General features: G+C 57.7%; 13 protein-coding genes and 1 other annotated feature. Of the genes, 3 read left to right on the forward strand and 10 right to left on the reverse strand.

Translation table 11 applies throughout. The features are described from left to right. Positions 1-29: 29 nt before the first annotated feature. Positions 30-2,672: a valine--tRNA ligase gene (locus WKS99_RS01380; RefSeq protein ID WP_340405207.1), complete on the reverse strand. Its 2,643-nt coding sequence runs from the start codon at positions 2,670-2,672 to the stop codon at positions 30-32. Between the two features lie 23 nt (positions 2,673-2,695). Then, a complete protein-coding gene (locus tag WKS99_RS01385; RefSeq protein WP_340405208.1) occupies positions 2,696-3,202 on the reverse strand; it encodes a YcxB family protein in 507 nt (168 codons plus the stop codon). 48 nt (positions 3,203-3,250) lie between these two features. Further along, positions 3,251-3,456, reverse strand: a binding site (T-box leader). Between the two features lie 370 nt (positions 3,457-3,826). Between WKS99_RS01385 and WKS99_RS01390 the strand changes: the two genes are divergently transcribed. Beyond that, positions 3,827-4,282, forward strand: coding sequence for a GyrI-like domain-containing protein (locus WKS99_RS01390; RefSeq protein WP_186852686.1), 456 nt, complete (start codon positions 3,827-3,829; stop codon positions 4,280-4,282). Between the two features lie 196 nt (positions 4,283-4,478). Here the strand turns inward: WKS99_RS01390 and WKS99_RS01395 are convergent, their stop codons facing one another. From WKS99_RS01395 to WKS99_RS01425, 6 genes are all read right to left on the reverse strand, one after another. Further along, positions 4,479-5,267, reverse strand: coding sequence for a type III pantothenate kinase (locus tag WKS99_RS01395; RefSeq protein ID WP_147570632.1), 789 nt, complete (start codon positions 5,265-5,267; stop codon positions 4,479-4,481). 175 nt (positions 5,268-5,442) lie between these two features. After that, positions 5,443-6,675: a murein hydrolase activator EnvC family protein gene (locus WKS99_RS01400; protein WP_240287152.1), complete on the reverse strand. Its 1,233-nt coding sequence runs from the start codon at positions 6,673-6,675 to the stop codon at positions 5,443-5,445. Positions 6,676-6,818: 143 nt separating this feature from the next. Next, positions 6,819-7,709 (reverse strand): permease-like cell division protein FtsX, encoded by an 891-nt coding sequence (ftsX, locus tag WKS99_RS01410; RefSeq protein WP_147570634.1) that lies wholly within the window; start codon positions 7,707-7,709, stop codon positions 6,819-6,821. Next, a complete protein-coding gene (gene ftsE, locus WKS99_RS01415) occupies positions 7,693-8,382 on the reverse strand; it encodes a cell division ATP-binding protein FtsE (RefSeq protein ID WP_147570635.1) in 690 nt (229 codons plus the stop codon). The genes ftsX and ftsE overlap by 17 nt, the downstream gene beginning before the upstream one ends. 356 nt (positions 8,383-8,738) lie before the next feature. Beyond that, complete coding sequence (locus WKS99_RS01420) at positions 8,739-9,830, reverse strand: PucR family transcriptional regulator (protein ID WP_147570636.1); 1,092 nt, start codon at positions 9,828-9,830, stop codon at positions 8,739-8,741. Between the two features lie 107 nt (positions 9,831-9,937). Then, the gene (locus tag WKS99_RS01425) at positions 9,938-10,663 is read right to left on the reverse strand and encodes a pseudouridine synthase (protein ID WP_262669186.1); all 726 of its coding nucleotides are present in this window, start codon (positions 10,661-10,663) and stop codon (positions 9,938-9,940) included. A gap of 186 nt (positions 10,664-10,849) precedes the next feature. Here WKS99_RS01425 and WKS99_RS01430 point away from each other — a divergent pair, with 186 nt between their 5' ends. Then, positions 10,850-11,326 (forward strand): DUF4830 domain-containing protein, encoded by a 477-nt coding sequence (locus WKS99_RS01430; RefSeq protein ID WP_240287146.1) that lies wholly within the window; start codon positions 10,850-10,852, stop codon positions 11,324-11,326. A 40-nt stretch (positions 11,327-11,366) separates the two neighbouring features. Here the strand turns inward: WKS99_RS01430 and WKS99_RS01435 are convergent, their stop codons facing one another. Next, positions 11,367-12,191: a mechanosensitive ion channel family protein gene (locus WKS99_RS01435; protein WP_147570637.1), complete on the reverse strand. Its 825-nt coding sequence runs from the start codon at positions 12,189-12,191 to the stop codon at positions 11,367-11,369. 283 nt (positions 12,192-12,474) lie between these two features. Between WKS99_RS01435 and WKS99_RS01440 the strand changes: the two genes are divergently transcribed. Beyond that, the gene (locus WKS99_RS01440) at positions 12,475-13,782 is read left to right on the forward strand and encodes an MATE family efflux transporter (RefSeq protein ID WP_340405209.1); all 1,308 of its coding nucleotides are present in this window, start codon (positions 12,475-12,477) and stop codon (positions 13,780-13,782) included. 44 nt (positions 13,783-13,826) lie between these two features. Here the strand turns inward: WKS99_RS01440 and WKS99_RS01445 are convergent, their stop codons facing one another. Then, positions 13,827-14,885, reverse strand: a complete 1,059-nt coding sequence (locus WKS99_RS01445; protein WP_374740038.1) for a rod shape-determining protein — start codon at positions 14,883-14,885, stop codon at positions 13,827-13,829. Positions 14,886-14,935 lie beyond the last annotated feature (50 nt).

Below are 14,935 nucleotides of genomic sequence, written 5' to 3' on the forward strand. Positions count from 1 at the left end.
CCGGGCATCCCCCTGCCCGGCTCTTTTTCTCACATATTCTTCAGTTGTTCCTCCAGCTTGGCCACCAGCTCGCCGAGCTTGACGGCCCGCTCCTTCTCCGCCTCCACCACATGGGCGGGGGCCTTATTGACAAAGCCGGGGTTGGCCAGCTTGGCGTTCAGCTTCTGGAGCTCCTCAAAGTTCTTCTTCCGCTCCTTCTCCATGCGGGCCTTCTCCTTCTCCATATCCACCAGCTCGGCCAGAGGCATGGACAACTGGGCGGCATGGGTGACCACGGTGACCTGGCCCGCCCCCTCGGAGGTCTGTCCGGCGGGAACGATGGTCACCTCGCCGGCGTAGGCCAGCTTTTTCAGGAAGGGCACGCCCAGCTCAAACACCTCCGCCTCGTCAGTCGCCACGGTGAGGTGGGCCTTCTTGGAGGGGGGCACGTTCATCTCGCTCCGGCGGGTGCGGACGGCCCGGATGGCGTCCATGATGAGCTCCATGGCCTTCTCCTCGGCGGGGAAGTCCAGCGCGGCGCTGGGCTCGGGCCAGGACTGGAGCATCAGGAAGGAGCCCTCCTCCACCTCGTCCCCGTGGGGTAGCGCCTGCCAGATCTCCTCGGTGATAAAGGGCATGAAGGGGTGGAGCAGCTTCAGCATCTGGGTGAGCACATAGCACAGCACCTGCTGAGCCCGGACCTTGCTGTCCTGGTCCTCCCCCTGAAGGCGGGTCTTGGTCAGCTCGATATACCAGTCGCAGTAGTCGTCCCAGATGAAGTCGTAGATCTTCTGGGCGGCCACGCCCAGCTCATACCGGTCCATGTTGTCGGTGATATCTGGAATGACCCGGTTGAGCTTGGACAGGATCCACTTGTCCTCCAGCTCCAGCTTGTCGGGCAGCTGGCACTTGTCAATGGTCAGGTTCATCTTCAGGAAGCGGCTGGCGTTCCAGATCTTGTTGGCGAAGTTCCGCATAGCCTCGCACCGCTCAGTGTAGAAGCGCATATCGTTGCCTGGGCTGTTGCCGGTGACCAGATTGAAGCGCAGGGCGTCGGCGCCGTACTTCTCGGCGATCTCCAGAGGATCGATGCCGTTACCCAGAGATTTGGACATCTTTCGGCCCTTGTCGTCCCGGACCAGGCCGTGGATAAACACAGTGTGGAAGGGGGGCTTTTTGGTCTGCTCACAGGCGGAGAAGATCATCCGGGCCACCCAGAAGAAGATAATGTCATAGCCGGTGACCAGTACGTCGGTGGGATAGAAGTAGTCCAGATCGGGGGTCTTCTCCGGCCATCCCAGGGTAGAGAAGGGCCATAGAGCGGAGGAGAACCAGGTATCCAACACATCAGGGTCCCGGTGGATCTTCTTAGAGTGGCACTTCTCGCACTCGGTGGGGTCCTCCCGGCTGACGGTCATGTGGCCGCAGTCGTCGCAGTACCACACAGGGATCTGATGTCCCCACCACAGCTGGCGGGAGATACACCAGTCATGCACATTCTCCATCCAGTTGGTGTAGGTCTTGGCAAATCGCTCAGGGACAAACTTGACCTCACCCTCGTTGACTACCCGCAGGGCCTCCTTGGCCAAGGGGGCCATCTTGACGAACCACTGGGCGGAGATGATAGGCTCCACGTCGTTGTGGCAGCGGTAGCAGGTGCCCACGTTGTGGGAGTAAGGCTCCACTTTTTCCAACAGGCCCATGGCCTCCAGGTCGGCGATGACCGCCTTCCGGGCCTCGTACCGGTCCATCCCCTGGTACTTGCCGCCGTTGGCGTTGACCACACCGTTGTCATCCAGCACCCGGATGGTGTCCAGATTGTGGCGCAGGCCCACCTCGAAGTCGTTGGGGTCGTGGGCGGGGGTCATCTTCACGCAGCCAGTGCCGAAGTCCATCTCCACATAGTCATCGGCTACAATGGGGATCTCCCGGTCCATCAGGGGCAGGATGCAGGTCTTGCCCACCAAATGCTTGTACCGCTCGTCATTGGGGTTGACGGCCACGCCGGTGTCGCCCATCATGGTTTCCGGCCGAGTGGTGGCAACCACCAAATAGCCGGACCCGTCAGAGAGGGGATAACGCATATGCCACAGGTGGCCGGGCTTGTCCTGGTACTCCACCTCCGCGTCACTGAGGGCGGTGGTACAGTGGGGGCACCAGTTGATGATGCGGCTCCCCTTGTAGATCAGGCCCTTATCATACAGTTCACAGAAGGTCTCCCTGACAGCCTTAGAGCAGCCCTCGTCCATAGTGAACCGGGCCCGGTCCCAGTCGCAGGAGGAGCCCATCTTCTTCTGCTGGGCTACGATGCGGCCGCCGTACTTCTCCTTCCAGTCCCACACCCGTTCCAGGAACTTATCCCGGCCCAGGTCATAGCGGGTCAGGCCCTCGTTCTCCCGCAGGTCCTCCTCCACCTTGATCTGGGTGGCGATGCCGGCGTGGTCCGTGCCAGGGACCCACAAGGCGGCATAGCCCTGCATCCGCTTGAAGCGGATGAGGATGTCCTGAAGGGTGCAGTCCATAGCGTGCCCCATATGGAGCTGTCCTGTCACGTTGGGGGGCGGCATGACGATGGTAAACGGCTTCTTTTTCGGGTCCCGGCGGCCCTTAAAGCACCCCGCCTTTTCCCAGTTCTCATAGATGCGGCCTTCGGCCTCCTGGGGCTCGTAGACCTTGGGCAGTTCAATACTCATAGCGTTTCTCCTACTTTCTAAAATCAGACATTCTCAATGGTCTTTTTTGTTTTGCTCTGGATCAGGGAGCGGAATCGCTCCAGCTCGCCGCTGGCGAAGGTCCTCTTGTCCAGAATATAGCCCCGGCGGCTGTCCTCCAGGAGGATGAAGTAGCGGTCCCCCTCCAGGATGGAGGCGATGTCGTCATAAGACATCCGCTGCTCGCCGCCCACGCCGGCGACGGTCCACCCCTCCTGGTCAAAGGTGTTGGTGAACACCTTCACTCCCTTCATGATGAGCTTCACCATGAGGAGGGCCCTCAGCTGATTCAAAAACAGGGTCCACAGCAGAATTACAGCGCCCAGCAGGGCCAGCAGGACCTGGAGGATGCCGGTAAACTGGAAGCGTGCGGCAAACAGGAGGAGCAGGGCCAGAGCTGCGAACAGGACCCGGAGAGCGATGCTCTGACCCCTGTGGGTGGCCCGGGTCACCATGCGGTTCATGGCCACATAAGCTCCCCAGTCATAGACAGTCTCATTGGTGATCTTCATATGCGTAGCTCTGCTCCTTTCGGAATATAAAAACGCCCCAAGCCGTTGGCTCAGGGCGATCAAAAACCGCGGTACCACCTGAGTTCGGGCACAGCGCCCGCGCTCGATCCCATAACGGCGGGGACCGCCGCCCCTTACTACCGTTCTGGGGCGGAGCTTGGAAGCCACTTCACCGGGGTTCCCGGAGCGCTTTCACCAGCCGCGCCCTCTCTGCACCGTTCTACCCGGATACTTCTCTTCCGCATCGCTTTTGTTGGGCCCTATTATATGGGATTTCTCCCCATCTGTCAAGGGGCCTGCTCTCTCATCCCTATTCCCCTTTGGACAAATGGGACCTGACTCCGTCGATTTCACTATGAATTGAATAAAACAGGAAAATATGATAAAGTAACCAAAAAGATAAACCTCTATTTGGACGCGAATCTATTTCTGAAATTAAGCATTCCATGAGCAATATGCAGATATGTATGGCAAGTTTGTAAGAGTATATTTCAAAGATGGTTCTGTACGCAATGGATTTTATGAAAATAGCTCCATTCCTATCAGTTGCGAGGCAATCAAAATCGCAGATATTCAAAGGATGGAATTGTTTTGCCAATAACTTTGAATCTGAGGAGATACAGAATGATGAAAGTAATAAAGGAAAAATTTGTTGTCATTGGAAAAGAGGGCTCAACATTAGACGGCGAAGGATTTATTCAAAAATTGTGGAATGATGCAAATAGTAATTTTAGTGAGGTAGCGCATCTGGCAAAGAGAGACGCAAATGGGAGTATTGTGGGAATATGGGGTGCTATGTCTGATATTTCTCACTCATTTAAGCCGTGGGAAGATGGCTTTCGTAAAGGCTTGTATCTGGCAGGGGTAGAATGTGTTGATAGCGCAGAAGCACCTGATGGATGGGTAAAATGGACAATACCAAGTTATGAGTATATAGTTGCTGAAAACCATAGGGGGGTGTTTGAAAAAATCATTGGACAAATGAATCAGGAGGGCATTTCTCTGGTCGGAGCAGTTCACGATTATACTGACCCAGCAACAGGAAAAGGCTATTTATATTTTCCAATCAGAGAAGTATAATAAACATTACTTTATCGATCTGTTCGCGTAAAAAAGCGCCTCCCTTCGTCACTTTGACGAAGGGAGGCGCTTTATCCTGCTCTCTTCGGATTCGCAGTGGTCCCCCGTTGGTAGAGATGCCAGTGGCTGACACAAGCCTCCCTCCCAGCCACACATCGCTAGGTTCATAGAATTTAATCGGTCGGGACCTTCTACCTCATTCCTCTCCTTTTCTCCGCTCCTGGAGATTCTTTTTGTAGAGGATATTCAACCCCTTCAGCAGCAGATCCTTCTCTAGTGTCATCTCTCTGCGGCACAGGGGGGCGATAAACTGCGCCATGCCTCCGGTGGCCACCACGGTGGTAGAATAGCCCAGTTCCTCCTCTACCCGGTCCAGCATCCCGTCCAGCATGGCGGCGGTGCCGTACATAATGCCGCTGCGCATACAGTCTACTGTGTTCTTGCCGATGACCTTCTTGGGCCGGTCCAGCCGGATTCCAGGAAGCTGGGCCGTGCGGGAGGTCAGCGCCTCCAAAGATACCCGAACGCCGGGGATGATACATCCTCCCACATAGGTATTGCCCCGGTCCACCACCTCAATGGTGGTAGCGGTGCCCAGGTCCAGCAGGGTCAGGGGAGGTTCGTACTCCGCCAGGGCAGCCACGGCGATCACAATGCGGTCGCTGCCCACTTGGGCGGGGGCGTCCATCTGGATATTCAGCCCGGTCTTGATCCCCGGCCCCACCACCATGGGCTGTTTGCGGATCAGCTTGACCACACCGGTTCGTACGGAGTTGAACACTGGAGGCACCACGGAGGAGATGATGCAGTCGTCGATGTCCGACGGCTTCACATCAAAGAGGGATAGGATATTTTTGATCTCCACCCCATACTGGTCCGAGGTTTTGATGTGGTCGGTAGCGATCCGAGCCTCGAAGGCGATGCGGTCGTCCTGAATACCTCCGATGACGATATTGCTATTGCCGATATCTATGGCAAGGAGCATAGTTTGTCCACCTCGTATCTGGGATGGCTCCCACAGGACCATAAAGTCCCCTGTACCTCCCATTTTATCGTTGGTATTATACAGGATAGGGGCCCCAGGCGCAAGGAAAATTTCCATTTTTCCACGGCGCCGCTAAAAAGCCGCCTTCCCGATACCGGGAGGCGGCTTTTTATTGTCAGTTCAACCGTTTGGTGGTACCCCCGGACCGGACATAGAGGGGGATATCCTTAAAGTAGTTGACCGGGTCCTTTCGGGTGCCGTTGACCCGGATCTCAAAGTGTAGGTGGTTGCCGGTGGAGGAACCGGTGGTACCGACATAGCCCACCACATCTCCCTGCTTCACCGTCTGCCCCTCGCTGACGCCCCGCTTATTCATATGAGCGTAGAGGGTGCTAGTCCCATCGCTGTGGGAGACCACCACATAGTTGCCGTAGGAGCTGTTATAGGTGGAGGTGGTGACCACACCACTCTTGGAGGCCAGAATCTTGGTATTTTTGGGCGCTGGGATGTCGATGCCCGTGTGATTGTGCCTCTTGCCGGTGATGGGGTGGATGCGTCCGGCGAAGAGGGACGACAGCGTTGTGTACCCAGGCAGGGGCCACAGGAAGCCGGACTCGCTCTGCACACCAGATATCTGGGCGGCCATCTCCTTCTCTTTTCTTCTGATCTCCGCATCCAGAGCATTGGCGGCCTTTTGCAGCTCTGCCTCCATGGCCTCCAGTTGATCCTCCTGGGAGCTGATCTCGCCAATGAGCTTATCTACTTCTGCCTCCTGGGCCTCCCGCTCCTTCTTGGCGGCCTCCTGCTCCTTGCGGGCTTCCTCCTGGGCGGCTTTGGCCTGCTCCAGTTCAGCCTTGTCCACCTCTATCTGCTCCCGGATGGCAATCAGGTCGTCCATGACCTTGTTATCATACTCCATGATCTCTTCCACCATCATGAAGTTGTCCAGCAAATCGCTGAAGTCAGCGGAGGAAAACAGGACGGACCAGTAGGACACCTCGCCCTCCTCCTCCATATAGCGAACACGGCGGCAGAACAGATCGTACTGCTCCGCCTCGTCCGCCTCCGCCTGGGCCAGCTCCACCTCCTTCTCCTGGATGAGCTGGCCGTATTTCTCGATTTGAGCAGTCATGTTGTCTATTTCTTCCTGAATCACGTTGATCTGCCGCTCGATCAGGTCCTTCTGCTGCTGGGCGGCGTTCTTGTCCGCCCGAACGTCCTTCAGCTGGGCCTGTAAATCTTTCTTCTGGTTTGCCAGGGCGCTGGCGTCTTCTTTCAGGTCGTCGATCTCATCCTGGGTAACGGCCGACGCCTCAGGCACCGAATAGGGCCCTGTAAGGGGCAGCAGAATAGCCAACGCTAGCGCCAGTGTCACCACCCGGCGAAATACGGTCTTTCTCTTATTCACAGTATTTCCTCCCAGGTCTATCCGCTCAGTGAATCAATATCTGAGCCAAGATTGGCAACAGCATCATCAGGGCCAAAAAACCGGCCAGTACCCCCATCATGATACGTTGCTTTTTCTGATGCTTCATAAGTTTCTCTCCTATCTCAGACCTGCAAAAATTTCCGGATGGCCAGCAGAGAACCGCATACGCCGATCAGGGCTCCGGTGCCGCAGAAAATGGCCAGAATGTATCGAATCATAGAGGTATAGCTGACCATTGTCACCAGAGACAACCCGTTGCCCTGGATAATCAATTTTGCCACCAGCTGGTAAATGCCCCACTGGGCAAAGAAGGCCAGCAGAGCCCCTGTCAGGCCTAAGATCAGGCCCTCCACTACGAAGGGCCACTGGATGAAGGCATCGGTGGCGCCACACATCTTCATGATGGCGATCTCCTCCCGGCGGTAGAAGGTGGCTAACTTGATGGTATTGGCGATGATAAACAGGGACACCACCAGCAGAATCCCGATCAGCACAACAGCTACACCGGTGGCGATATTCCGGGCCAGCACAAAGCCGTTGGCAATATCGATTGCCGCTCGAACGTTGGCCACGCCCGTGACCTGCTCTACCGCGGCTTCAGTCTGTTCCATCTGCTCCAGGTTCTCCACATGGATGCGGAAGCGGTCCCGCAGCACCTCGTCAGGCAGGTCGTCCAGCAGGGGGTTGTTCTCCCGTCCCTCTTTGTAATCCTCCAGAGCCTCTTCCCGACTGACGAAGGTGACTTTTGTCACATTGGGCAGTGTCTCGATCTCCGGCTGGATGGACCGAGCCTGCTCCTCCGTATAGTTCTCGTCAATATAGGCCAGCATCTCATTCTCCGCCTCCAGGTCACCCAGCATATGGTCCAGGTTCACCGCCAGCAGAGAGAAGGAGCCCATAATCAGCAGACAGGCCACGATCATACACACAGCGGCAAAGGACATGAAGCCGTGGGTGAAAATGGAGTGGAACCCCTCGCTAAAATAATATCCCGCGTCAAACTTTCTCGCCATTGTAGTACCCACCCGTTTCGTCGCTGATGATACGTCCGTTCTCGATGGCCACGACCCGCTTGGCAAAGCGGTTGACCAACGCTTTCTCATGGGTAACCACCAAAACGGTAGTACCCAGCTCATTGATGCGCTCCAGTAGCACCATGATCTCCAGGGATCGCTGGGGGTCCAGGTTACCCGTGGGCTCGTCGGCAATAATCATGCTGGGGTTATTGACCAGCGCCCGGGCGATGGCCACCCGCTGCTGCTCGCCGCCGGAGAGCTGTCCAGGATAGCGGTCAGCCTTCTGCTCCAGCCCCACCAGCTGGAGCACATAGGGGATACGCCGCCGTAGCTCCCGATTGGAGGCACCGATGGCCCGCATGGCAAAGGCTAGGTTCTCGTGGACTGTCTTTTTTTCAATCAGGCGGAAGTCCTGAAAGATGATGCCCAGCGTCCGGCGCATATAGGGCACTTGGCGTGGACTGATGTTATTCAAATTGTAGCCATTGACCATTAGCCGCCCCTCAGTGGCCGCAATCTCCGCCGTGATCAGCTTGATTACCGTGGACTTACCCGACCCAGAGGGCCCTACTAGAAAGACAAACTCCCCGTCGTCAATCCGCAGATTCACGCCCTTCAGCGCCTTAGTTCCATTGTCATATTCTTTATGTACATCGATCAGACGTATCATGTTATCTCCGCTCCTCCTCTTTCCAGAGGATATTTTACCAGACCTTTGACAGCCTATTTTGTTGGGACGCGCTTCATAGTTTACACTTGTAACCTTTTCCTGTCAAGAGTCGACAGAAAAAAGCAACGCCATCTCCATCCCTGACTGTTGTAATCAAAGTAAAGTGTACCACAAATCCTGTGTTATGTAAATGACAAAATCAGTAAAGTTCTTCTTTCTTTCTCTCCCGTCCGACTGGTTATCCCCGCATTTTTTGAGGGTCTTTTCCCAACTCTTCGTCCGCCCCATGTGGGGCAAGAATTGGATAAAAAGCCGGGACCGACAAAAGTCGGTCCCGGCTTTTTATCTCAGCTCTCTTAGGACTCAATGCCCCGGGAAATAAGATATTTTTTGACCATCAGGGCCACCTTGAAGGTGATAGCGTCGTCGAATTCCCGCAGGTCCAGTCCGGTAAGCTTCTTAATCTTTTCCAGCCGATACACCAGGGTATTTCGGTGGACAAAGAGCTTCCGGGCCGTTTCAGACACGTTCAGGTTGTTCTCGAAGAACTTGTTGATAGTCAACAGAGTCTCCTGATCCAGGGCGTCAATGGGGTTCTTCTTAAAGACCTCCTGGAGGAACATCTGGCACAGGATGGTGGGCAGCTGATAGATTAGACGGCCGATGCCCAGGTTTTCATAGTTAATAATGGTCTTCTCATTCTCAAAGACCTTACCCACGTCAATAGCCACCCCGGCCTCCTTATAGGCGCGGGCCAGATCTCGGATGTGATTGACCACGGTTCCGATGCCGATGACCACTTTGATACCCAGTTCCTGGGTAACGGCAGTGGCGATCTGTTTGGCGATTTTCTGCAGCTCTCTGGCGTCGGCCCCCTCAGGCAGCTGCTTAATCAGGGCCACATCCGTCTCGTTGATAGAGATGACAAAGTCGGTCTGCTTATCGGGGAACAGGCCCTGGATCACGTCGATGGTGGTAACATCGGCAGGCCCCAACTGGCGAACCAGGAAAGCAGCCCTGGGCGCCTCAGATACAAAGTGGAGCTCCTTCGCCTGGGTATAGATGTCCCCCAGCAGAATGTTGTCTGAGATGATATTTTTGACAAAGGTAGCCTTGTCATGCTTCTCCTCGTAGTAAGTCTTTGCGCCGTTAAAAGCCACCACCGCCATTGCGCACAGGGAGGCGGCCAGTTCGTCCTCTCCCTTGACAAAGGCAGCGTAATCGAACTGGGCTCCCCAGCCCGCGAGAGGCTTAAAGGTCTTCCCCTCAAAATAGGCGATGCTGCTGTCAGCCCCATTCACGGCGACCACAGCGCCAGACCAATGCTCTCCGATGCAGGTCAATTCGCTGCAAGCGACCACCATCCCATCAGCGTCGATGACACCCACTGTGCGATTGACACTGTCCTTCATCTGGAGCACGACGCTCTGGAACATCCTGCTTGACACATCGATCCCTCCTAAAATCTCTTTGAACACTGCTTCTATTATAACGGCTGCCCCCCCTGTTTGGCAAGAGGTTTTCTCTATTTTTTTGTGAAAAACGACCAAAAGGCTCAACTGCCGCTCCGAATCCTTTGCAATGCCTCCACTTCCGCCTCCGTCAGAAGGCGCCATTCTCCCTCTTTCAGCTCTTCTCCCAGGGAGAGTGGGCCCATAGACAGACGTCGCAGAAAGGCCACTGGTTTACCTCGCGCGGCCAGCATCCGCTTCACCTGGTGGTACTTCCCCTCCCGCAAGGTAAGCCGACATTCGTTCCCCCGCCCCAGGGGCTCCAGCAGGGCGGGCAGGCACTGTGATCCATCCCCCAAAACCATACCAGAGGCCAGGGCCTTGCGGTCCTCCTCATTCAGCTGCCCTTCCACCCGGGCGTAGTATACCTTGTCCACATGCTTTTTGGGGGAGAGCAACTCATGGGCCAGCGGGCCGTCGTCCGTGAGCAGCAGCAGGCCCACTGTGTCCTTATCCAGTCTGCCCACGGGAAAGAGCCCCCGGCGGCGCAGATGCTCCGGGAGCAGGTCCAGCACCGTCCTCTGCCGCCGGTCCTCTGTGGCGGACAGCAGACCAGCCGGCTTGTTCATCAGCACATAGACGAAGGGGGCGCAGTCCACCACCTGCCCATCCACTGATATCTCGTCCTGGGCGGGGTCGAACTTGTCCTCCGGCCGGGCGGCCGGCATCCCCCCCGCCTGTACCCGGCCCTGGCGGACCAGGTCCTTCACCTCCCGCCGGGACCAGCGGCCTGTGGAGGCCAGTATCTTATCCAGCCGTTCCAGCGGCATATCCTTCCCCTCCCCTATGGCTGTACCGGGCCTCGCCGCCTCTCAGAGCCGGTTAGAGCCGTCCTGTGAATCTCTGGAGGCCCCCTATCCTAAGCTGGGACCCCTTATTGTCTCCTTTCGGGTATAACCTCGTCCCTTGGCGCATATGGTGAAGGGAGAACGAGCCGACGAAAGGAGAAATGCGCTGTGTTGATCGTGACCGCGAAGGTCCCCAAGCGGAAGCTGGCCTTTGGGGTGGCCCTGGCAGCTATGGCCTGCTGCTGCGCCCTGGTGCTGAATCTGGGCACCTCCGCCGTCCGGGAGGTGGCCTCGCCCTCTGTCCCAGACCCCAAAGGGGTCAAGACGAACGAGGACCGGGTGGCCTATCTGGCCGACTTTGGCTGGCAGGTATCCCCAGAGCCTATCGCTACCCAGGAGATGCTCATTCCCAAGGAGATGGACGAGAGCTATAACGAGTACCTCGCCCTCCAGTCCGGCCAGGGCTTTGACCTGGAAAAGTACACTGGAAAGCGGGCCAAGCGTTATACCTATGAGATCACCAACTACCCGACGGGAGAAGCCGGCGTACAGGTAAACCTGCTGATCTATAAAAACACCGTCATCGCTGGCGAGGTCCTCTCGCCCCAGCTGGACGGCTTTCTCCACGGGCTGGCTATGCCTTGAAGGCCCCGCGGACTGGGGGTGCGGCTGGCCTAAGCGGCGTTCATCGCTCCAGGATATGGACGTTCAGATGGTCATAGGTCATCTCGATCCCGTGGCGGGTAAAGGACTCCCGCAGGCCCTCCTGAATGGCGTAGTACACGTCCCAGTAATCCCCGGCAGCAGTCCATACCCGGACCACATACTGGATACTGCTGGACTGGTAGGCAGATAGCCAGATGGCCGGGGCGGGATCAGGCTGTATCTGGGGAATGGCGTCCAGCACCTCTTGGATAGCCTCTTTGACCGTCTGTGTAGGCGCGTCGTAGGAGGCGTTGACGGTCAGTTCTACCCGCCGCCGGCCCAGGGCGGAGTAATTGACGATCTTGGCGGCGGACAGCTGGCTGTTTGGCACAAAGATCTCCTTATTGTCCACGGTAACAAAGGTGGTATAGGACAGATCCACAGCCGCGATGGTCCCGCCAACTCCGTCCGCCTCCACATAGTCCCCCACCTGAAATGGCTTGGTCACCAGCAGCATGATCCCTCCCGCCAGGTTGGACAGAGTGTTTTGCAGGGCCAGGGAGACAGCCAGTCCGGCCACACTCAGCAGGGCGATGATGGAGGTCACGTCGATGCCCAGGGACCCCGCTGCCATCAGCACCAGCAAGAACCACAGCCCAACACGGACCATGGAGCGGATATACACGTGGAGGGAGGCCAGGGACTTGGACCGCTCCAGCAGGCGGTCCACCAGCTTCATCAGGACACGGATGACCGCCATACCCACCAGGACCAGCACTACCACCCGGAGCGCCGCATCCCAGGACAAGGTCTTTAGGTTCAAGGTGCCGGCGACGTTTGACAGGACTTCTTGCACATTCTCCATACTCAGCGCCTCTCTTCGTCACAGAATCCCCGAGGGGTGTCTCTCCCGTTCTGGGAGTTTCAGTATAACACAATTTTCCCCAAAAAGCGAGCTGTAAGGGCAGCGGGCTCCGGCTCTTGACACAGGGCCTCCCATCTGGTATCATAGCACACTGATATCTAACTTTGCTCTTGCCGCCGGGGAAGAGTGTAAGCGTCAGACCTTCTATCGTTAGGCCGTTGAAGATAGAAGGGGCTGGCGCTTTTTTTGTGCCCCCCGCCGGGCCGGTCTTAGGAGGTACCTGATGAAAACCACCGAACTTTTTTCTGATTTTCTCCGCTACGCCGCCCTGAACGTGGCCGGGATGGTCGGGCTGTCCTGCTATATCCTGGCCGACACCTTTTTTGTCTCCAGGGGGCTGGGCACCCAGGGCCTGGCCGCCCTGAATCTGGCCCTGCCCATCGTCAGCCTGGTGATGGGCACCGGCATGATGCTGGGAATGGGCGGCGCCATCCAATACGCCGTCCACCGGGGGCGGGACGGTGGAGAGCAGGCGGGCGCCATCTTCACCAACACCTTATTTCTGGCCCTGGCGGCCGCTCTGGTCTATGTGGCCTCCGGACTGTTCCTCTCCCGTCCCCTGACCCTTCTCCTGGGCGCGGATCAGCAGGTCTTTGCCATGACCCATACCTACCTAAAGGTCATTCTCCTGTTCTCCCCTGCCTTTATCCTGAACCACACCCTCCTCGCCTTCGTCCGGAACGACGGGGCGCCTCAGCTGGCCTCCCTAGCCATGCTGGTGGGCAGCCTGTCCAATGTCCTGTTGGACTATCTGTTCATCTTCCCCCTGGATATGGGAATCTTCGGCGCTGTGCTGGCCACGGGGATCGCCCCTGTCATCAGTATGGCCATCCTGCTGCTCCACCGGCTCCGCCGTCGAAACGGCTTCCACCTGGTTCGGACCCGGCTCCATTGGAAAACCGCCAGAGCCACCTGCTCTCTGGGCTTCCCCTCCCTGATTAACGAGCTGTCCTCCGGCATCGTCATGCTGGTGTTCAATACCCTTATGCTGTCCCTGCTGGGCAACGTGGGGGTGGCGGCCTACGGCATCGTGGCCAACCTGGCCCTGGTGGTCATTGCCGTCTTTACCGGGGTGGCGCAGGGGGCCCAGCCCCTCATCAGCCGGTCCCACGGCCAGGGCAGGCCGGACCTGGCCCGGCGTGTCCTGGGATACGGCCTGACCGTCTGTCTGGCGATGGCCGGGGTCATCTATATCCTGCTGGCCCTGTTCGCCCCGGAGGTGGCCGCCCTCTTTAACAGCGAGGGGGACCCCGTGCTGGCCGCCACCGCGGTGGAGGGACTGCGGCTCTATTTCCTGTCCGCTCCTCTGGCCGGCGTCAACATCATGGCCGCCACCTACTTCGCCGCCACCCAGCAGGCCCTGCCCGCCCAACTTCTCTCTCTGCTCCGGGGCCTGTTCCTGGTGGTACCGGCCGCCCTGCTCCTGTCCGCCCTCTGGGGTGTATGGGGACTCTGGCTGGCGCTGCCCGCCGCCGAGTTGGCCGCCGCTCTGGTGTGCGCGGTCCTCTTCCTCCGCCTAAAAAAGAGCTAGAAAATCCCCGGCCAGCCCAGTCTGGCCGGGGACACTCATTCTCATCAATAGTTCATCTGCTTGCGGCGGGACAGGTTCATGGTGCCATCCTGCATCTGGTCCAGGCTGTCCAGGCTCTTGCCAGTGCCGTGGGCCACACAGGAGATGGCGTCGTCGGCCACATGGGTCTCGATGCCGGTATGGGACTCCACCAGCTTGTCAAAGCCCCACAGCAGGGAGCCGCCGCCGGTCATGACGATGCCGTTGGTGGAGATATCGGCCACCAACTCCGGGGGCGTGCGCTCCAGCACACCGTGGATGGCCTCCAGGATGCGGCTGGACACCTCCTCAAAGGCGTCGATCATCTCGCTGGAGGACACGGAGAATACACGGGGCAGACCAGTCATCAGGCAGCGCCCCTTGATCTCCATGGTGACCTCCTCCGGGCGGGGAAAGACACAGCCGATGGTCATTTTCAGTTCCTCGGCGGTGCGGTCACCGATAAGGACATTGTGCTTCTTGCGGATATACTTGACAACCGCCTCATCGAATTTGTCACCGGCGATTTTGATGGAGGCGGACTCCACCACGCCGCCCAGGGAGATGACGGCAATGTCGGCGGTGCCGCCGCCGATGTCCACCACCATGTGGCCGTCAGGCTTGGTGATGTCGATACCCGCGCCGATGGCGGCGGCCACAGGCTCCTCAATGAGGTAGGCTCTGCGGGCACCGGCCTGGATGCCCGCGTCCACAACGGCGCGCTCCTCCACCTCGGTGATGCCGGAGGGCACGCAGATGAGAAGACGGGGCTTAAACAGGGAGAAGGTGGTCACCTTCTTAATAAACTCCTTGAGCATCCGCTCGGTCATGTCATAGTCGGAGATGACGCCCTCCCGCAGGGGACGCATGGCCACGATATTGCCGGGGGTGCGGCCCAGCATGGCCTGGGCCTCGGTACCCACCTTCAGCAGTTTGCCGGTGTTCTTATCCATGGCCACCACAGAGGGCTCCCGCAGGACGACCCCCTTGCCCTTGATGTATACCAAAACAGAAGCGGTACCCAGATCGATACCGATATCTTTGCTAAATAGCCCCATAGTTTCGTCCACCTTATCTTGATTCATCACTGGCCCGGACCGCCAGCCAGGGCCAAGTTATTTTGTCAATTATAGTA

This window comes from Flintibacter sp. HCN-6482 (assembly GCF_037892565.1).
GTDB lineage: Bacteria > Bacillota > Clostridia > Oscillospirales > Oscillospiraceae > Lawsonibacter > Lawsonibacter aceti.